Annotated in this window: 18 protein-coding genes; 10 read left to right on the top strand and 8 right to left on the bottom strand. The window is 67.9% G+C overall.

Annotation, left to right across the window (positions count from 1 at the left end):
* Positions 1-127: 127 nt before the first annotated feature.
* On the top strand, positions 128-1,090 hold the full coding sequence (locus H507_RS17190; protein ID WP_022909485.1) for a polysaccharide deacetylase family protein: 963 nt from the start codon (positions 128-130) through the stop codon (positions 1,088-1,090).
* A 60-nt stretch (positions 1,091-1,150) separates the two neighbouring features.
* Here H507_RS17190 and H507_RS0104265 read toward each other — a convergent pair whose 3' ends face one another.
* Positions 1,151-1,516 carry a UBP-type zinc finger domain-containing protein gene (locus tag H507_RS0104265; RefSeq protein WP_022909484.1) on the bottom strand — a complete coding sequence of 122 codons (366 nt, stop codon included), beginning with the start codon at positions 1,514-1,516 and terminating at the stop codon, positions 1,151-1,153.
* 86 nt (positions 1,517-1,602) lie between these two features.
* Here H507_RS0104265 and H507_RS0104260 point away from each other — a divergent pair, with 86 nt between their 5' ends.
* Positions 1,603-3,849: a heavy metal translocating P-type ATPase gene (locus H507_RS0104260; protein ID WP_022909483.1), complete on the top strand. Its 2,247-nt coding sequence runs from the start codon at positions 1,603-1,605 to the stop codon at positions 3,847-3,849.
* 36 nt (positions 3,850-3,885) lie between these two features.
* On the opposite strand, the gene H507_RS0104255 is transcribed toward H507_RS0104260, so the two are convergent.
* Genes H507_RS0104255 through H507_RS0104245 form a run of 3 tightly spaced genes read right to left on the bottom strand, consistent with a single transcriptional unit; the run spans position 3,886 to position 6,718 of the window.
* A complete protein-coding gene (locus H507_RS0104255) occupies positions 3,886-4,563 on the bottom strand; it encodes an SDR family NAD(P)-dependent oxidoreductase (protein ID WP_022909482.1) in 678 nt (225 codons plus the stop codon).
* Positions 4,564-4,574: 11 nt separating this feature from the next.
* A complete protein-coding gene (locus H507_RS0104250; RefSeq protein ID WP_022909481.1) occupies positions 4,575-5,762 on the bottom strand; it encodes a mandelate racemase/muconate lactonizing enzyme family protein in 1,188 nt (395 codons plus the stop codon).
* Entirely contained in the window at positions 5,759-6,718 is a 960-nt protein-coding gene (locus H507_RS0104245; RefSeq protein WP_022909480.1) for an aldose epimerase family protein, read from the bottom strand. The genes H507_RS0104250 and H507_RS0104245 overlap by 4 nt, the downstream gene beginning before the upstream one ends.
* A gap of 94 nt (positions 6,719-6,812) precedes the next feature.
* Between H507_RS0104245 and H507_RS0104240 the strand changes: the two genes are divergently transcribed.
* The 7 genes from H507_RS0104240 (at position 6,813) to H507_RS0104210 (ending at position 13,761) form a co-directional block, all read left to right on the top strand.
* Complete coding sequence (locus H507_RS0104240) at positions 6,813-7,589, top strand: SDR family NAD(P)-dependent oxidoreductase (RefSeq protein ID WP_022909479.1); 777 nt, start codon at positions 6,813-6,815, stop codon at positions 7,587-7,589.
* A 182-nt stretch (positions 7,590-7,771) separates the two neighbouring features.
* A complete protein-coding gene (locus H507_RS0104235; protein ID WP_051139628.1) occupies positions 7,772-8,620 on the top strand; it encodes a carbohydrate ABC transporter permease in 849 nt (282 codons plus the stop codon).
* Complete coding sequence (locus H507_RS14645) at positions 8,620-9,465, top strand: carbohydrate ABC transporter permease (protein ID WP_022909477.1); 846 nt, start codon at positions 8,620-8,622, stop codon at positions 9,463-9,465. The genes H507_RS0104235 and H507_RS14645 overlap by 1 nt, the downstream gene beginning before the upstream one ends.
* Before the next feature lie 20 nt (positions 9,466-9,485).
* On the top strand, positions 9,486-10,826 hold the full coding sequence (locus H507_RS0104225) for an ABC transporter substrate-binding protein (RefSeq protein ID WP_022909476.1): 1,341 nt from the start codon (positions 9,486-9,488) through the stop codon (positions 10,824-10,826).
* A gap of 16 nt (positions 10,827-10,842) precedes the next feature.
* Positions 10,843-12,573 (top strand): glycoside hydrolase family 36 protein, encoded by a 1,731-nt coding sequence (locus H507_RS14640; protein WP_051139627.1) that lies wholly within the window; start codon positions 10,843-10,845, stop codon positions 12,571-12,573.
* A complete protein-coding gene (locus tag H507_RS0104215) occupies positions 12,570-13,340 on the top strand; it encodes an IclR family transcriptional regulator (RefSeq protein ID WP_022909474.1) in 771 nt (256 codons plus the stop codon). Before H507_RS14640 ends, H507_RS0104215 begins: the two co-directional genes overlap by 4 nt.
* A gap of 58 nt (positions 13,341-13,398) precedes the next feature.
* Positions 13,399-13,761, top strand: a complete 363-nt coding sequence (locus H507_RS0104210) for a cupin domain-containing protein (protein ID WP_022909473.1) — start codon at positions 13,399-13,401, stop codon at positions 13,759-13,761.
* Positions 13,762-13,814: 53 nt separating this feature from the next.
* Here the strand turns inward: H507_RS0104210 and H507_RS14635 are convergent, their stop codons facing one another.
* The 4 genes from H507_RS14635 to H507_RS0104190 form a co-directional block, all read right to left on the bottom strand.
* Positions 13,815-14,024, bottom strand: coding sequence for a hypothetical protein (locus H507_RS14635; protein ID WP_022909472.1), 210 nt, complete (start codon positions 14,022-14,024; stop codon positions 13,815-13,817).
* A 12-nt stretch (positions 14,025-14,036) separates the two neighbouring features.
* Positions 14,037-14,804, bottom strand: coding sequence for a COG4280 domain-containing protein (locus tag H507_RS0104200; RefSeq protein WP_022909471.1), 768 nt, complete (start codon positions 14,802-14,804; stop codon positions 14,037-14,039).
* Positions 14,805-14,943: 139 nt separating this feature from the next.
* On the bottom strand, positions 14,944-15,711 hold the full coding sequence (locus H507_RS17185) for a hypothetical protein (protein WP_022909470.1): 768 nt from the start codon (positions 15,709-15,711) through the stop codon (positions 14,944-14,946).
* Between the two features lie 132 nt (positions 15,712-15,843).
* On the bottom strand, positions 15,844-17,136 hold the full coding sequence (locus H507_RS0104190) for a molybdopterin molybdotransferase MoeA (RefSeq protein ID WP_026377755.1): 1,293 nt from the start codon (positions 17,134-17,136) through the stop codon (positions 15,844-15,846).
* Positions 17,137-17,154: 18 nt separating this feature from the next.
* On the opposite strand from H507_RS0104190, the gene H507_RS0104185 reads away from it, so the two are divergent.
* A complete protein-coding gene (locus H507_RS0104185; RefSeq protein WP_051139625.1) occupies positions 17,155-17,781 on the top strand; it encodes a 5-formyltetrahydrofolate cyclo-ligase in 627 nt (208 codons plus the stop codon).
* Positions 17,782-17,878: the final 97 nt, after the last annotated feature.

The following is a 17,878-nucleotide window of genomic DNA, read 5'->3' as shown; positions in this document are numbered from 1 at the left end:
GCCGCACCGCCCTTCGGGAAGGTTTCGACTCCTCTCAGCGCTCACGTCCCTCAACGCATGTGTACTGGAATCAGGCATGAGATCCGCGGCGACCGGGCCGTCCCCCTGCTTGTGAGAAGGCATTCCGATGTCCACGCGGGCACGTCGCACCAGGCGGGCGACACTCGCCGTGTGGGCCCTGCTGGGCCTGCTCATCCCCATGGTGATGGGGGCTCCGTCGACCGCTGCAGCCGCTTCCTACGCGTGCACCTCGTCCACTCCAGTGTCGGCTCGTCCGACACTCAGGTACGGAGACACGGGTTCATGCGTCACGGTCCTGCAGAAGCTGCTCTTGGCGAAGGGCTACAACATTGGCGCCACGTACGCCACCGGCTACTTCGGATCGGGCACCGACAACGCCGTCCGCAGGTACCAGGCCTCGTATCGCTCCTTGCCGATCAACGGCGTGGTGGCCACCTCGACGTGGTCGTCGATGGTGCTGAACAACTACGCGCGTTACCCGGTCGCTTCGGGACCCAACACCACCTCACGTGTGGTGCTGAGCTTCGATGACTGCCCCAACAGCCTCAGCCAGTTCAGGGCGGCCGTGGTCGGCGCGAAGAATCTCGGCGTCGCCCTCGTGCTGTTCCCCACCGGTAACTGCCTGGCAACCGGACGATTCGACGTGGCCTACGCCCGTGCGAACGGCCACTACGTGTTCAACCACACCATCAGCCACCCCGACCTGACGACGCTCAGTTACCACGGCGCCTACACCCAGTTGGGTTCACCCGGCGTGGTGACCAACTACGGACGACCGCCGTACGGCGCCTACAACACCATCACGGTCCGCAATGCCTACGCCCGACGCGTCATGCGCATCTGGACGTGGAACGTCGATACCAATGACTGGCGCGGCAAGACCCAGTCGCAGGTGGTCTGGTACGTCGTCACCTACGCCCGGGCCAACAACACGGTCTTGATGCACATGGGCTGGAATGGCTTCAACGCGAGCGCGATCTCGCAGATGAAGTCCGGACTGGCCAAGCGCGGTCTCTACGTCTGTCGCAACTTGGGCGCGACCACGCAGTACCCGGTCTTCCGGTGCTGACTGACCGGTCAGCCGCCCTGCGCTGAGCCCGCGCTTCCGGACCCAGCGGTCAGACCTCCATCAGGAGTGGAGTTCGTCCTGCCACGTCTCGGGAACCCGGTCGCGGGGCGCCGGGGGTTCCTGGTCGACAGGTCGCGCATCCGGCGGCGGCAATGTCACTCCGCGCACGGCTTGGTCAGTCGTGTAGTCCCACCACCAGTTCTCACCGGGTTCGAAGCTGGTGATGTAGCGGTGACCCGTCTGTCGGAAATGGGCCGTCGCGTGCTGCGAGGGGGACGAGTCGCAGCAGCCGATGTGTCCGCAGGCAGCGCAGCGCCTGAGGTGGAACCACCAGCCGCCGTTCGCAAGACATTCGGCGCAGCCGGTCCCGCTCGGCTTCGCGGCGGTGTCGACGTGGTTGAGGTCCAGCTCGTTCTGGTTCGCCATGGGCTCACAGTAACCCCGAGCGGCGGTCGCCACCGATACTTCACTGGACCCTTGGAATATACCCTAGGGGGGTATATGGTCACCGCATGAGCACGCCTCACCAGCACCCTCACGACCACGCCACGGGGCACGATCCCGAGACGGACCAAACACGCAACGACCGCCCTTACGGGGCGGATACTGCCCAGACCGTCGTCCCTGACCCGTCCCGACCAGCCGAACTCGGGGTCCGCGAAGCCCAGGCGGAGCACGACGCCCACGCCGGCCACGCCGGCCACGACGCCCACGCCGGCCACGCCGGCCACGCCGGCCATGGTGCGCACGAACCCCACGCCGGCCACGACGCCCACGCCGGTCATGGGGACCACGTCGGCCAGTTCCGCCAACTGTTCTGGATCAACCTGGTGATCGCGGTACCGGTGGTGCTGCTCTCCCCAATGTTCGCGATGCTGTTGGGCTATCAGCCGCCCACGTGGGCGCGCGTCATCCCGCCGCTCCTCGGCACCCTGATGTACGTCTGGGGCGGCAAGCCCTTCCTCACCGGCGCGGTCGCCGAGCTCCGCTCGCGCAGGCCCGGAATGATGTTGCTGATCGCCTTGGCGATCACGGTCGCCTTCATCGCCTCATGGGGCGCGACCCTCACTCTGCTCGACCACCAGTTGGAGTTCTGGTGGGAGCTGGCGCTGCTGATCGTCATCATGCTGCTGGGTCACTGGATCGAGATGCGCTCGCTCGCGCAGACCACCTCTGCCCTCGACTCCCTCGCTGCGCTCCTGCCCGACGAGGCCGAACGCATCGATGGCGAGCAGGTGGAGAAGGTCTCCCCCGCCGATCTGCAGGTGGGAGACCTCGTGCTCGTCCGGCCGGGCGCGAGCGTGCCGGCCGACGGCGTGATCGTCGAGGGCACCGCCGCGATGGACGAGTCAATGGTGACCGGCGAGTCGCGACCGGTGACCCGAGGTGCCGACGACCACGTGACCGCGGGCACCGTCGCCACCGACTCCAGCCTGCGCGTCCGTGTCACCGCCACCGGCGACGACACGGCCCTGGCCGGCATCCAGCGCCTGGTGACCGAGGCACAGAACTCCACCTCGCGGGCCCAGCGCATCGCTGACCGCGCCGCAGCGCTCCTGTTCTGGTTCGCTCTCGGCACCGCCGTGATCACAGGACTCGTGTGGTCCCTGCTGGGCATGCCCGACAGCGCCGTCGTCCGCGCCATCACCGTGCTGGTCATTGCCTGCCCCCACGCCCTCGGCCTGGCCATCCCACTCGTGGTGTCCATCGCCACCGAGCGAGCAGCCCGCGGTGGGGTCCTGATCAAGGACCGCCTCGCTCTCGAGAGCATGCGCACCGTGGACACGGTGCTGTTCGACAAGACCGGCACCCTGACCCGCGGGGAACCCACGGTGACGGCAGTGGTGCCCTCCGGCGGCATCGATGCCGACGAACTGCTGGCACTGGCCGGCGCCGCCGAGTCCGACAGCGAGCACCCCCTGGCCCGGGCCATCGTCCGGGCTGCGAACGAGGCCGGCCTGCACCTGCCCCCTGCCTCCGGCTTCTCGTCATCGCCCGCAGTGGGCGTCACCGCCACCGTCGCCGACACCGTCGTGCGCGTGGGCGGTCCGGCCATGCTCGACGAGGAGGACCTGTCCGAGATCTCGCAGGCGGACGACTGGCGACGCGAGGGTGCCATCATCCTGCACGTCGTGCGCGACGGGGGGGTCGTGGGCGGCATCCGTTTGGCGGACGAGGTGCGCGAGGAGTCGCGGGAGGCGATCGACGCGCTTCACCGACGGGGAGTCCAGGTGGTCATGATCACCGGCGACGCCGAGGCAGTCGCGCACGCCGTGGGCCGCGAACTCGGCATCGACCGGGTGTTCGCCGGGGTGCGCCCCGAGCACAAGGCGGCCAAGGTGCAGGAACTGCAGCACGAAGGACGAAGGGTGGCCATGGTGGGTGACGGCGTGAACGACGCGCCGGCCCTGGCACAGGCCGATGTCGGCATCGCGATCGGCGCGGGCACCGACGTCGCGATCGCCTCGGCCGGGGTGATCCTGGCCAGTTCCGATCCTCGTTCGGTGCTGTCGGTGATCGAGCTGTCGCGCGCGGCCTACCGCAAGATGAAGCAGAACCTGTGGTGGGCGGCCGGGTACAACCTGATCTCGGTTCCGCTGGCAGCGGGGGTTCTGGCGCCCATCGGGTTCGTGATGCCCATGTCGGTCGGGGCCATCCTGATGTCGCTGTCGACCGTGGTGGTGGCGCTCAACGCCCAACTGCTCCGCCGGCTCGACCTGGCTCCCGAGAGCAGCGCCCAGCGGGCGCTCGCGGGCTGATCCCGGCGAAGCGCAGTAGGTGGCTCGCAGATGCGGTCAGTAGGTGGCTCGCCCACCGGTGACGTCATAGGTGGCGCCGGTCGAGAAGGACACCTTGTCCGAGGCCAACCACGCCACCAGCTCGGCCACCTCCGAGGCCTCACCGACCCGCTTCATGGGGATCAGGCTGGCCAGCCGGGCCAGCACGTCGGGTTCGGTGTCAGCATTCATGGGGGTCGCGATGAGGGCCGGGACGACGGCGTTGACGAGCACCCCGCTCGTGGCCAACTCCTTGCCGAGCGACTTGGTGAGCGCGATCACCGCAGCCTTGGACGCCGAATAGGCAGCCATGGTGGGGTTGCCCTCCTTGCCCGCGATGCTGGCGAAGTTGACGATGCGCCCCCACCCCCGTTCCCTCATCTGGGGCACGACGGCCCGGCACAGATGGAAGGTGCCGTGCACGTTCACGTCGAAGGTGTGGCGCCAGGCCGCGACCCCCAGTTCCCAGAGCGGAGCCTGCGGTCCGACGACTCCCGCGGAGTTGATCAACACGTCGATGGGCCCGGCCTGTGTGACCGCCCTTTCGACAGCCTCCACGTCGGTCACGTCGACCACGAAGTCACCCCCGGGCTCGACGTCGAGCACGAGCACCTCCAGCCCGTCGGCGCGCAACCGCTCGACGCTCGCCAGACCGAGGCCACTCAGGCCGCCGGTGACCAGTGCTGTTCTGGGCATGTCGTTCTCCTTCAGGCTTCCAGCGCCGGGGTGCGGTACAGCACCCTGCCGCCCACAGTGATGTCGACGTCGACGAGGTAGGGGCGCAGTGCCTCGACATCGACCTCGAGGCCCAGCCCGGGCGCCTCTGGCGCCCTCACCAGTCCGTCCGACCCGGGGACGAGGTGGGTGCGGGTGCAGTCGGTGGCCAAGGCCTTGGGTTCGGCGGGGTACTCACACAGCTCGTGATCCCCGAGGTCGACGTACGGCTGGATCGATGCGGACAGGGCCAGGTGCGAGGTGAAGGTGTGGTTGACGTACCGCACCCCCCTCGAGGCGGCGTGCAGGGCGACCTCGCGAGCGTCCTGGATGCCACCGATGCGGCCGGTGTCGACCTGGATGAAGCCCACGGCACCGTGGTCGATCAACAACCGCGCCTGATGAGGCTGGTGGGCGCCCTCACCCCCAGCGAGCCGCACAATCGTCGCCCGGGTGGCGAGGCGTCCGTACGAGTCCAGCGCTCCGGTGACGAACGGTTCCTCGAGCCAGGTGACCGCAGCAGCCTCGAGGGCGGGCAGCCGGGCCGTGGCTGCTTCGACATCGGCCCCGAAGACGGTCCCGGCATCGATCAGCAGATCGGCGTCGGTCCCCAGACCCTCGCGGGCGGCGACGACGAGATCGGCATCGGCCTGCACCGAGCCACGACCGAACGGGCCCCAGCCGAACTTGGCGGCCGTCCAGCCCTCCCCCGCCAAGTCGCGGGCCTTGGCGAAGGTCTCCTCGGGGGTGTCGCCGAACAGGACGGAGGCGTACGGACGTTTGGGGTGGTTGTTCCTGGCACCCAGAAGGTGGTGCACCGGCTCCTCGAAACGGCGTCCCAGCAGGTCCCACAGCGCGATCTCGATCCCCGACCAGGTGTGGTCGGCCTGCAGCAGGTCGAGGCTGTTGGCGCGCACCGAGACACCAATGGCGGCGATGTCGGACGGGTCGTCGAGCCTCGCGCCGACCACGGAGTCGATCACGGGATGGCAAGCGGAGTGTGACAGCGGGCAGATGAGCGCCGCGATCGTCGGCAGGGGCGCCGCCTCACACTCCCCCCACCCGGTGTGTCCGCCGGCCCGCACCCGCACGAGGCACATGTCCTGGCTGCCGTCGCCGATGTCGAGCACCTCAGGCATCGAGAGGTAGAAGAGGTCGACGGCCTCGATGGTCGTGGTCATGGATGGTCCTTCGGAGGGGTGGTGGGCATCTCGTCCTCGTGGACGCCCAGGCGCATGGTCAGCTTCCAGGTCTCACCGGGGTGGAGCACGCGGTGCGTGCCCGCCTCGACGCCCGCCGAGACCGACAGCGGCCAGCCGGTGCACGGTTCGAGCACGACGGTCCTGATCCCACGCCATCCCCCGTGGCTCGCGAACAACCAGACCGAGTCGACCTGGTCGGAGCACCATTGGAGGCGCAGTCCTCCACCGCCGCGATGGCGCAGGCCACACCAGGTCTCAGGAAGCTGGGTGACGTACTGGAACTCCACGGCCGGGCCGGCCGCCGGCACGCTGCTCAGGTCGTGCCCCTCCAAGGTGGGCCAGTCGTAGACGACCCCCGGCACACCGGCCCGCGGACTCCCCCAGTCGGCGAGTTCTGCTCGGCCACCGGGCAACTCGATGTGGTCACCCTCTGCCACGGCCAGCGCCAGGTGCTGCTTCCACAGGGCCGGCAGGTCGCGCGGTCCGACATTGGTGACCTCCTCCTCGACCTCGAGACGGTCGGAGCCCGATCTGAGCCGAATGAGCTTGCGGAACCGGCACTGGCTGATGGGGGTCTCCAGGGTGAGCTCAACCGAGGCATCGCCGTGCTCGTCCAGCTGCGTCCGCCATGCCCAGGAGGCGGTCCACAGCTCGCCGTGGTCGGGGAAGTCCTCACCGGCGAGGGTCTCGGGGAGGTCATTGGGGAACAACTCGTCCCAGCCTCCCGAGAAGGTGTCATCGAACCGGCTCCCGATCGGCAGTCTGCCAGGCGCGATTCTGGGGTTGTTCCACAACAGTCGCCGGCCCGTCCGCAGGCACTGCACCTGCCACACCCGTCCTCCGGCCGTGGGCAGCACCAGCACCCGCAGCCGTCCGTTGTCGAGTTCAATGGCCTCCAGCCCGTGGACCGACAGGTGTTCGTCGATGATGGTCATCGCGGCTCGGCGAGGCAGCGTGACTCGACCACTTCCCGTGTCACTGTCATGACGACAGAATGCAGGTAGTTGGAACAACCTTCAAGGAGTTGGGATGAATCGAAGCGTGGTGGTCACCGGCGCCGCCCAGGGCATCGGACGCGGGATCGCTGCAGTCCTGGTCGATCAGGGGTGGTCCGTCGTCGGCCTCGACGTCGAGGGCGGCGCCCTGTCGGCCACCGCCTCGGACCTGGGCATCACCGCCGTGGTGGGCGACGTCAGGTCACGGGTCGACCTGACCCGGGCTGCGACTCGCGCGCTCGAACTGGCGCCGCTGCGCGGGTGGGTCAACAACGCCGGGGTCGAGCAGCCCACCTCGGCGCGCAGTCTGGACGAGGCCGCACTGGAACGCATCGTTGCCGTGAACCTGGGCGGCACGCTACGCGGCTGCGCCGTGGCCGTGGAGCAGTTCCTGGCCCACGATGTGGCGCCCGGCAGGGAGCGGGGGTCGATCGTGAACATCTCGAGCATCCACGCAGGCGCCGGGTTTCCCGATTCGTTCGTCTACGCCGCGACCAAGGGAGGCATCGATGCCCTCACCCGCCAACTCGCCGTGGACGAGGGAGCCCACGGCATCCGCACCAACGCCGTCCGGCCCGGTGCTGTCATGACCCCGTTGACCCGGACCTTCCTGGACGCCTCGGACGACCCGGAGGCGCTGCTCGCCGAATACGCAGCCCTCCACCCACAAGGACGCCTGGTCGATCCGCGGGAGGTCGGAACCGTGGTCGCCTTCCTGCTCGGGCCCGACAGCGCCATGGTCAACGGCCAGAGCCTCGGAGTCGACGGAGGAGCATCCGCCCGGGTGTTCGCCTACCCCCCGCACGACTGAACGGTCGGCACCGGATCAGGATGTGGCCCAAACCGTTGACCACCGCATCGAGCCCGTGCCATAGTGCCGATATTCCGCATCCCAGCACTTAGTTCCATCAATCGGAATGAGACGAGGCGACAGTGAGGTCGACGAGGGCCCGGTCGAGCACGACCAGAAGACGTGAGGCGGCAGCCGCGTACATGTTCATGTCGCCGGCCATCATCGGGCTCCTGTTGTTCTCGCTGGGCCCCATGGTCGCCTCGCTGGTGCTCAGCTTCACCCAGTACGACATGCTCTCGTCCCCGACCTGGGTGGGCGGTGACAACTACGCCACCCTCGTCAGGGACCCGCTGTTCCTCAAGTCGCTGAGGGTCTCCCTCACCTACTCCGTCATCAGCGTGCCGATCACCATGGTGGTGGCCCTGCTGTTGGCGATGTTGTTGAACAGCAAGCTTCCCGTGATGGGATTCTTCCGCTCGGCCTACTACCTGCCCAGTGTCATCAGTGGCGTCGCAGTCGCCATGGTCTGGCGGTGGATGTACAACGGCGAGTACGGCCTGATCAACGTCGTCCTGGGATGGTTGGGCATCGACGGACCGGCATGGCTCACGGACGAACGATGGGCCCTGCGAAGCCTCATCTTCATGAGCGTGTGGGGTTTCGGCGGCACCATGCTGATCTATCTCGCGGGCCTCCAGAGCCTGCCCACCGACCTGTACGAGGCCGCCCGCGTCGACGGGGCCAGCACCCTTCGCCAGCAGTGGTACATCACGTTGCCGATGCTGTCGAACGTCACCTTCTTCAACCTCGTGATGGGCATCATCGGCAGCCTGCAGGTGTTCGCTGAACCCTTCGTCCTCACCAACGGCGGCCCCAACAACTCGACCATGTTGTTGCCCCTGTACCTGTACCAGAACGCCTTCACCTACTTGAAGATGGGCTATGCCGCGGCCATCGCCTGGGTCGCCTTCGCCCTCGTGATGGTGCTCACCCTGCTCGTGTTCAAGTCGACGCCCGTGTGGGTGCACACCGAGGCGGGTGAGAACTGATGCCGGCGACCAAGCGCACCAGACACCTGCTCAATTCCACGTTTCGGGTGGCACTGCTCTCGGTGGGGTGTTTCTTCGTCCTGTTGCCCGTGATCTGGATGGCCCTGACCTCCCTGAAGTCGGCCGACGAGGTCTTCAAGACACCGCCCGTGTGGCTGTTCAGCCCCCAGTGGGGCAACTACGCGGAGGTCATGCGCCTGGTGCCCTTCCAGCGGTTCATCCTCAACACCGCGACCATCGTCGGCCTCACCGTGTTGGGAACTCTGCTGTCGTGCTCCTTCGCCGCCTACGGGTTCGCACGCCTCAGGGCCCCCGGCAAGAAGTTCTGGTTCACCCTGCTCATGGCCACCCTGATGTTGCCGAGCACCGTCACCCTGGTGCCCACCTACATCATGTTCAACAAACTCGGCTGGTTGAACACCTTCGCCCCCCTGGTGGTGCCCGCCTTCTTCGGATCGGCCTTCTTCATCTTCCTGTTCCGCCAGTTCTACCTGTCCATCCCGCGCGAGGTCGAAGAGGCTGCGCGTATCGACGGCGCCAGTTACCTGCGCATCTGGTGGAGCATGTTCGTGCCCCTGTCGTTTCCCGTCATCGCCACCGTGACGGTGTTCACGTTCGTGGGTGCCTACAACGACTTCTTCGGCCCCGTCATCTACCTCACCGACGAGAGCAAGCAGACCATCGCGGTCGCCCTCTCCTACTTCAGCGGTTCACCACGAATCGGCCCTCAGATGCACCTGATGATGGCGGCGACGACCATCGCGGCGCTCCCATCCATCGTCGTCTTCCTACTGGCGCAGCGGTACTTCGTCCGCGGCATCGTGCTCAGTGGGGTCAACAAGTGACTAGTGCGAAAGGTCCCATCATGACCATCTCGGAGATCTCCCGCCGTGCCGTCCTCGGCGGCCTCGGCATCGGCGCCACCGCCGGACTGGTGGGGTGCTCGAACGACAACGGTTCCTCCCAGTCCACCCCGACCGTCTCGCCGGGATCCAGCAACCAGCCGATCGAGGGGGCGAAGGAACTCACCGTCTACTGCTGGTCGAACGGACCCACGATCGACGACAACTTCAAGAAGCGCGTCGCCCTGTTCAACGAGCAGTACAAGGGTCGGTTCACGGCCAAGATGAACTTCCTGCCCTATGACCAGTACTGGCAGAAGGCGCAGTTGCAGTACGCGGCCGGCAAACCCTTCGACATCTACTACTGGGATGTGCAGGCCTACGCCCACTACAAGAAGAACCTGGTCGAGAACGTGCAGCCGGTGATCAACACCACCGCCCTCGCCGACACCACGAAGTTCCCCAGTGCCCTGTTCGACCCGTGGCGCTTCGACGGCAAGAACCTCTACGCCGTGCCCGAGAACATCCAGTCGATGTCGTTGTTCTACAACAAGGACCACTTCGACGCCGCCGGGCTCAAGTACCCCGACGAGACCTGGAGCTGGGACGACGTCGTCACGGCCGCAGGCAAGTTGAAGAAGACCTCCGGGAGCAAGGTGACCCAGTGGGGACTCGACATCGGAACCCTCGGAGTCTGGTGGGGCCTGCAGTCGCTGAGCTGGGCCGCGGGTTCGTCGTGGGTCGACAAGGCCCTCGAACCCACCAAGTTCCAGATGACCGACCCCGCCACGATCGAGGCGATGAAGTTCACCCAGGACCTGATGTGGGACAAGCACATCGCTCCTCGGCCCGAGGAGCGCAACGCCCTCAACCAGGCGGGCGCCAACTTCTCGTCCGGTGCCATCTCGATGATGTGTGATGGCACGTGGGCCATTTCGGGTTACCAGCAGATGAAGGCGAAGTGGGACATGACCGCCATTCCGCTGTGGAAGGGCAAGCGGGTCGCCCCCTACTGGTTGGGTGGATGGGTGATCCCGAAGAAGACGGCGGCCAAGACCGCGGCCGAGACCTTCGCCACGTGGAGCGCGACCACCTTCCAGCCGCAGATGGCCAAGAACCACGACTGGATCCCGATCAGCAACGAGGCCAGGAATTCCAAGGACATGCTGGCTGGCATGCCGGCAGGTTTCGCGAGCGCCTTCAAGGACATCGAGAACGCGAAGATCGGCGACATCTACACCGCCAACATGCAGGAGATCTTCAACCAGGTCTTCGGCGTCAACCTCGACGACCTCTACTTCAACCGCAAGACTCCCGAACAGGTGGCCCAGAAGATTCAGGAGATGGCGACGGCGAAGCTGTGAGCCGGAACCGCACACGATGAACACCTCAACCCGACCCGGTCCCCGGGTGGCTGCCCCGTGGCGGGTCGAGCCTCTCGACGGGGCCTACCGAGTGACCACCGACGACCGTGTCGCCTCCGTGGAGGTGACGCTGCCCGCCACCGTGCGGGCAGTGCATGGCTTCACCTCCTCCTGGGGACTGGAGTTCCGACCCGTGGGCGGCGAGCGAGAACTCACGCTCGGGGTCGAATCCGGACGATCGAGCCAGGGAGCGGTCCCGTGGCTGGGGATCGAGACCGACGAAGGGTGGTGGACGCTGACCTGGCACTGGAGCGGCAACTGGGCAGCCACGGCCGCACGCACTGCGGACGGGTGCCTGGTCACCATCACCTTCCCCGACCACGTGGGGGCCGGGGCAGCGAGCCCGGCCCTGACCATCGCCCACGGCGCGACCCGCGGGTCAGCGGGAGTGTGCCTGACGGGGGCGCTGATGGGCGCCGCGCCACGGCGGGCGCCGCTGTTGACGGAGTGGAACCACTGGTGGCCCTACGAGGACGCGGAGATCAATGAGGACGTCTTCCTCGCCAACGCCGCCGTCGCCGCCGAACTGGGGCTCGAGGTGGCCGTGCTCGACGCCGGCTGGTTCGGGGCCGACGGTGACACGGAGTGGTACCGGGTCAGGGGTGACTGGCACCTGGTCAACAACGCCCGCTTCCCCCACGGCCTGGCCTGGTTGGCCGACCGCACCCGTGACCTGGGCATCGACTTCGGGGTGTGGATCGAGGCCGAGGCCCTCGGAGAGGACGCCGCCGTCAGCATCGAGCTGCCCGAGATCGTCGCCCGCGACGAGCACGGCACCTCCCTCGGGAACGTCTGTCTGGGGTCGGCGGCGGGTTTGGAGCGGGTGAGGAACCAGGTCGTCCAACTCGCGACGACCACCCGGGCCCGCTGGATCAAGTGGGACTTCAACCTCGACCCGGGGCGGGGGTGTCGACGTACCGACCACGGCCACGGGTCCGAGGACGGTCTCGTCCAGCACTACCTGGCGCTCTACCGGCTCTTCGACGAGTTGCATGAGCTCTTCCCCGACACGGTGTGGGAGGCCTGCGCCTCGGGTGGCCTGCGCATCGATGCGGGCCTCGCCGAGCACGTCGACGCGTTCTTCCTCTCCGACCCCGACTGGACCGAACACCACCTGGCCGTGCTGTGGGGCGCCAGCCAACTGCTGCCCGCCAGACAGATCCTGCACTGGATGCAGAGCGAGTGGAGGGGCGAGCACAGGTTCCAGAAGGTCGACTACTCGGGCACCCTGCTCCGGTCAACGGCCTTCGACACGAAGGTGCGGGCGGCACTGCTGCACCGGTTCGGGGTCAGTGCGCGACTGACCGAGATGCGACCCGACCTCAAGGAGCGCCTCGCCGCCCACGTGGCCGTGTGGAAGGAATGGGTCAGGCCGCTGCTCGAGAACGGGAGTCTCAGCGCGATCACTCCCCAACCGTTGATGGACGAACAGGGACATCGGACCCCAGCCTTCCAGCTCGTGGACGGAGCCACCCGACTGGTTGTCGGGTTCAGGCTCCCTCCGGCGTGGGAGTGGGAACCGGTGGTACCCCAGGGGCTGCAGAAGGGCCGCCACCGGGTGACACCGCTCCCTCGGGGATCCGGCGAGCCGGTGGAGCTGACCTCGGACGAACTGACCCGTACGGGGCTCCCGCTGCCACCCCGCGAGCACGACTCGGCCCTGTGGCTGGTGGAATGGTTCCCGTGAGCGATACGACACCCGCCGACAAGCAGGAGAAGGTGGTGGGGGCAGAGCGCGTGCTCGCTGTGCTCGTGCTGCTCGCCGAGCAACCCGACGGCGTCTCACTCGACGATCTCGCCACCCAACTCGACAGCCCCAAGTCGACGGTCCACCGCGCCCTCACCACCCTGCGCCGGGTCGGCTTCGCCACCACCACCGGTCATGGGCACTACCTGTTGGGCGACGAGTACCTCAGGCTCGCGTTCCAGCACCAGGAGGCCCGTCCCGACCACCTCCGGGTTCGTCCGATCCTGACCGAGTTGGCGTCACGGTTCGGGGAGACGGCCCACTACGCGGTGCTCGACGGACGATCGGTCGTCTACCGGTCGAAGGCCGACCCCCCACGCGGTGGGGTCCGCCTGACCTCGGCCATCGGCGGACGCAACCCCGCCCACCTGACCGCTGTCGGCAAACTGCTTTTGGCCCATCAGGTGACCACCCGCGAGCAACTGTTCCGCTGGGTCGGGGCCGCGCCCCTCGAAGGACGCACCCCGCACTCCATCACCGATCCACTGAGACTGCACGAGGCCCTGGAGGAGGTGCGCGACCTCGGGTACGCCACCGATGACCAGGAGAACGAGGTGGGCATCAACTGCGTGGCGGTCGCCGCCTACCTGAACTCCCCCACTCGTCCGTCGGGTGCCGTCAGCGTCTCGGGGGTGGTGTTCCGCACCCCCCTGTCGGGATTGATCGCACGCGTGGACGAGATCAAGCAGGTGATCGCCGGCGGTTAGGCCCGACCGATGACCGCCAGCCATCGACATCGACCCCGGGCAGGCGCATGATGCGAGCATGTCCACCCCGACCGAACCTTCCGACCACCGACACTCCCCCACCACCGGGGTGAGCGTCGAGACCCTCAGCGACATCGATCTCGGCCCCGAGGTCGAGGGGATGGACGGCCTTCAACTGAGGCTGCGACGGGTGACCATGGCCCCGGGGGCGATCTTCGGCCCGATCCACGACCACGTTGGCCGTCCGGGCGTGGTCTACGTGCTCGAGGGGACGATCACCGACCTCCGCGACGGCAGCGCCACGGACTACGGGCCGGGTCTGGGTTGGCCCGAGGACCACACGACCGAGCACTGGCTCGAGAACCGAGGACGTGTGCCTGCTGTCGAGGTTTCCATCGACATCGTCGACCTGCGCACCTGAGTCGGGCCCCCGCGTCGGGGGTTCGGTGGCGACACCGGTCCGACGGTCGTCGATCAGGAGTTGGCCTTCGAGGTGAGCCGCCTCACGCTCAGCGGCAGCACGAGCACCACCATGACCGGCATGACCCACCACGCCTCCAGACGGGTGTGATGGCTGACCAGCCAGGTGGCCACCAGCCCCACGACGACGGCTGCGGCCACGAGCCAGTCATCGCCGACGATGAAGTCCCACCAGAATGCCCCGAACGACCTCAGCATGCGCATGTCAAACACCTCTCATACCTTCGCCGGCACGTGATCGCCCGACACCGTCGGTGCCGCGTTCGTCCGCCGGAACACCCGGACGAGCAGCAGCGCGAAGACCAGCACCAGGGGGATCAGCACCAGCAGTGCGGCATCGGCTCCGGGCCAGTGGGCCCCGGCGCCCTCCGCCCCCCAGAACAGCCCGAACGAGGTGAGCATCACTCCGACCCCGAACTTGAGCGTGTTCTCGGGCACTCTCGACAGCGGCGCTCTCACGGCCATGCCGACCGCGGCCACCACCACCACGGCGAGCCCGGCACCGACAGCGGCCAGGGGCAGGTTGTGCTGGTTGCTGCCGAAGGTCAAGGCGATGAAGACCACCTCCAGCCCCTCCAGCAGCACCCCCTTGAAGGCGAGCGTGAAGGCGTACCAGTCGCCCACCCAGGGGCGGCGCTCATCCGAGGCGGACCGGGCGGCCAACACCTCGCGCTGGAAGGCAGCGTCCTCGTCATGCAGGGCCTTGTTGCCACTGGCGCGGAGAATCGCCTTGCGCAGCCAGCCCAACCCGAACACGAGCAGCAGTCCACCCACCACCAGGCGCAGCACCCCGAGCGGCAGGGAGGCCACGGCCGGGCCAAGGGCGGCGATGATCACGGCGAGGGCCAGCAGAGCCACCGACATCCCCTTCAAGGCGGACGACCACCCGCGGGTGGTGCCGACGGCGAGCACGATGGTGAGCGCTTCCACCGCCTCGACCACGCATGCCAGGAAGACGGCCAGGAACAGGGCGACACCGGTCACGCGGCGATCCTTCGCTTGCTCGGGAGCTGACTCCCGACGGCCCGGGCGGCCGCAGCCCCCATTTCACCACTCCGGGACGAAGCCACGAGCCCGTGTCAGGAATGCCCCATCCGACCTGGTCGCCCGGGGCGTGCCCGGATCATTCCCCGACGGCGCGGCGACGAGAACCGACCTCGTCCGATTCGTCGACGACGGGGACCTCTTGGGTGTCGTTGGTCACGGGCACGCGGGGTGACAGCGGCGCAGGTGCCGACAGGTCGATGGTCCGTACGGTGCGGGGCACCAAGGGCTTCGAGACGTAGGTAGGAGTGGTGACGGGAATCGGGTCCCACAGCGAACCGGTGCCCGTGATCGGCACGCTCAGTTCCACGGAGAGTTCGGCCTCAGCCGCCTCACGCAGTTCCGCGGGTACCGCGAAGCTGATGGTGTCGTTCTCCCACCCCGCGTGGATCTGTTCCACCCGCCGATCGAGCCGCTCGTTGAGCGAGACGACCGAGTAACGAGCGACCGCGACGAACAACACCAGCAGTCCACCGGGGATCGCTGCCCCCCACACGGGCACGGACGGCACCCAGCCCGGCGCCCCACGCAGGGCGAACGGCAGGGCTGCCGTGACGACCGTCAGGACCAGCAGCGTGAGCATGACGCGACGGCGTCGCACTGCGGCGGCACGGTGGGCCTGCTGCACCTCGTACAGACCCGCCCTGCGGGTCATCGGCGTGGAGACCTCGCACTCGCCGGCAGCGGGATCGACCAACGCGCCGGCCCGGCGGATCAAGGTCATGGAATCGGCGAACGACTCGTCCTCGTCCTCGATCGTCGAGCCAGAACGGCGGGAGGCGTACCACGGAATCAGGTAGGCGAGACCAGCGATCACCACAAGCGCGAAGATGATGCCGGTACCCATGCGGAACACCGTACGGCGACCCGCTCGACCCTCGACCCAAGCTCGACGGTGTGTCGGGAATCGATTGACACCAGCTCGAGTGTGGTGTGTTCTTCGCAGCCCCCGAGTCGCGCCGCCGCCGCGCCGGAGGGCTCAGTCGCCCAACAGGACGCACCTCACCGAAGAGCCGGCGGTCACCACTTCGGTGTCGGCGCCGATCACCACCAGGGCGTTCGCCCTCGCCAGGTCGCTGAGATTCTGTGAGTCGCCACCGGCGAAGACCTCGACCCGGTGCACACCCGTCTCGTCGCGCACCACGGCCGGCACCACCGTGGTCACTCCCGCCGGGGATCGCAGAACAGTGGGGGTGATCGCCCGAACCATGGGCTGAACGGCCGGGTCGGCACCCATCAGGGTGCGGACGATGGGACGGGCGAACAGTTCGAAACTCACGAAGGCGCTGAGCGGACGAGCCGGCAGCATCAGCATCGGCACCTTGTCGTCGCCGATCAGCCCGAATCCCTGCTGTCGTCCGGGACGGAGGGCCAACTCCGCGAAATCGGTGAGCCCCAACTCGGGCATGACGGCCCGCACCAGGTCGTCCGACCCGTCGGCCACACCGCCGGTCGAGATGATCAGGTCGGCCCGGATCAGCTGGTCCGAGATGGTCTCCCGAATCACCTCGGGGTCGTTGCTGACCACACCCACCCGCCAGACCTGGCAGCCGGCACGCTTGGCGGCCGCGGCGATCATGAACCCGTTGGCGTCGTGCACCTGGGTGGGATGGCTCAGCCGGCGTCCCGGTTCGACGAGCGAGTCGCCCACGGACACGACGACCACTCGGGGACGAGGACGCGCCAGCACCTTGTCGAAGCCCAGCGCAGCCAACAGGCCTGCGGTCCGTTCGTCCAGCACCTGGCCCTCGCGGGCGAGCACGTCTCCGTCGGTGACATCCTCACCGCGCTGGCGCACGTACTCGCCGGCCCGAACCGATTCGAAGACCTTGACCTCCCTGTCACCACGATCGGTGAAGGGCAGGGGCAGGACCGCGTCGGCGCCGTCGGGCAGTGCCGTGTGGGCGTCGACCCGCACCGCAGCACCCTGGGAGAGTTCGCCCGCGGCGTCGGCCACGGCCAAGGTGATCGGCTCGTCATTGCTGGCAGCCGCCACGTCGTCGGCGCGCACCGCGTAGCCGGCTTCGGTCGCCAAGGCGGCGCGAGGCAGGTCGGAGTGGGCCGTGATCTCCTCGCAGAGGGCGAGACCGAGGGCGTCAAGCAACTGCATGCCGAAGGGTGGCAGCGGCTCGACCAGCGAGAGCAGGTAGTCGCGGTGCGCCACGAAGGCCCGCAATCCGTGCTGATCGACCTGGGGGCCCTGGGGAAGGGTCGGCTTGGGGGGCTCCACCTCGACGATGGGCTCCTTCTTCTTGCGTCCGAACAGCGGCATGCTCCTTACGATAGGCGAATGACCGATCCCCAGACGCCGCCCGCACCGGCCGCGCACGCACCCGAGCTGGATTCGGTGAAACGGACCAAACAACTGCTGAGGCAGGCCTCGCTGGTGCGCCGGGGTTCACTGTCGGACGAGCACCGCGCGGAGTCCGACCGCGCCCGGAGCCGACGGCTGTGGCAGTTGCTGACTCCCACCGGTCGCGTGGCGATGTACCTGTCGCGCCCGCCCGAACCCGACACCCTGGCGCTGGCGAAGGTGCTCACCGAGGCCGGACGACCCGTCCTGGCTCCCCTGCTCACAGGACGAGCCGCCGACCCGACGTGGGCGCTGCTCTCGGCGATGGCCCAGTTGCGGCCCGGCCCCCTGGGAATTCCCGAGCCGAACGGCGCTCCGTTGGCTGCGGACGCGCTGACCCACGCCGACACCATCGTGGTCTCGGGCCTGGCCGGTACCGCCGACGGGGCCCGCCTCGGGGTCGGCGGCGGATGGTTCGACCGTGCCCTGAGCCACGCCCGGCCGGATGCCGACATCGTGTTGCTGCTGCACGATGCCGAGGTGTGCACCGACCTCCCCCTCGAACGCCACGACCGTCGGGTTCGACACATCGTCACCGAGAATCGGACGATCACCTGCTGGTGACCTCTGTCCGCGGTCGACGCTCGACTGGCTCGCACCTGCAACCCGGTTCGCCGAGGGCGTGGTGGCACGGTTCTTCGTCCGAGCAGCGGCGCGGCTA

Origin of the sequence: Aestuariimicrobium kwangyangense DSM 21549, from assembly GCF_000421525.1 — a bacterium.
In the GTDB taxonomy this organism is placed as follows: domain Bacteria; phylum Actinomycetota; class Actinomycetes; order Propionibacteriales; family Propionibacteriaceae; genus Aestuariimicrobium; species Aestuariimicrobium kwangyangense.
This window is presented reverse-complemented; position numbering and strand designations above follow the sequence as displayed.

Coding starts and splice junctions, on each gene's coding strand:
- H507_RS0104210 (WP_022909473.1), top strand. CDS start 13,399: ATGTCCACCCCGACCGAACCTTCCGACCACCGACACTCCCCCACCACC.
- H507_RS0104265 (WP_022909484.1), bottom strand. CDS start 1,516: ATGGCGAACCAGAACGAGCTGGACCTCAACCACGTCGACACCGCCGCG.
- H507_RS0104255 (WP_022909482.1), bottom strand. CDS start 4,563: ATGCCCAGAACAGCACTGGTCACCGGCGGCCTGAGTGGCCTCGGTCTG.
- H507_RS14645 (WP_022909477.1), top strand. CDS start 8,620: ATGCCGGCGACCAAGCGCACCAGACACCTGCTCAATTCCACGTTTCGG.
- H507_RS0104185 (WP_051139625.1), top strand. CDS start 17,155: ATGACCGATCCCCAGACGCCGCCCGCACCGGCCGCGCACGCACCCGAG.
- H507_RS17185 (WP_022909470.1), bottom strand. CDS start 15,711: ATGGGTACCGGCATCATCTTCGCGCTTGTGGTGATCGCTGGTCTCGCC.
- H507_RS14635 (WP_022909472.1), bottom strand. CDS start 14,024: ATGCGCATGCTGAGGTCGTTCGGGGCATTCTGGTGGGACTTCATCGTC.
- H507_RS17190 (WP_022909485.1), top strand. CDS start 128: ATGTCCACGCGGGCACGTCGCACCAGGCGGGCGACACTCGCCGTGTGG.
- H507_RS0104250 (WP_022909481.1), bottom strand. CDS start 5,762: ATGACCACGACCATCGAGGCCGTCGACCTCTTCTACCTCTCGATGCCT.
- H507_RS0104190 (WP_026377755.1), bottom strand. CDS start 17,136: ATGCCGCTGTTCGGACGCAAGAAGAAGGAGCCCATCGTCGAGGTGGAG.
- H507_RS0104260 (WP_022909483.1), top strand. CDS start 1,603: ATGAGCACGCCTCACCAGCACCCTCACGACCACGCCACGGGGCACGAT.
- H507_RS14640 (WP_051139627.1), top strand. CDS start 10,843: ATGAACACCTCAACCCGACCCGGTCCCCGGGTGGCTGCCCCGTGGCGG.
- H507_RS0104240 (WP_022909479.1), top strand. CDS start 6,813: ATGAATCGAAGCGTGGTGGTCACCGGCGCCGCCCAGGGCATCGGACGC.
- H507_RS0104225 (WP_022909476.1), top strand. CDS start 9,486: ATGACCATCTCGGAGATCTCCCGCCGTGCCGTCCTCGGCGGCCTCGGC.
- H507_RS0104245 (WP_022909480.1), bottom strand. CDS start 6,718: ATGACCATCATCGACGAACACCTGTCGGTCCACGGGCTGGAGGCCATT.
- H507_RS0104235 (WP_051139628.1), top strand. CDS start 7,772: ATGTTCATGTCGCCGGCCATCATCGGGCTCCTGTTGTTCTCGCTGGGC.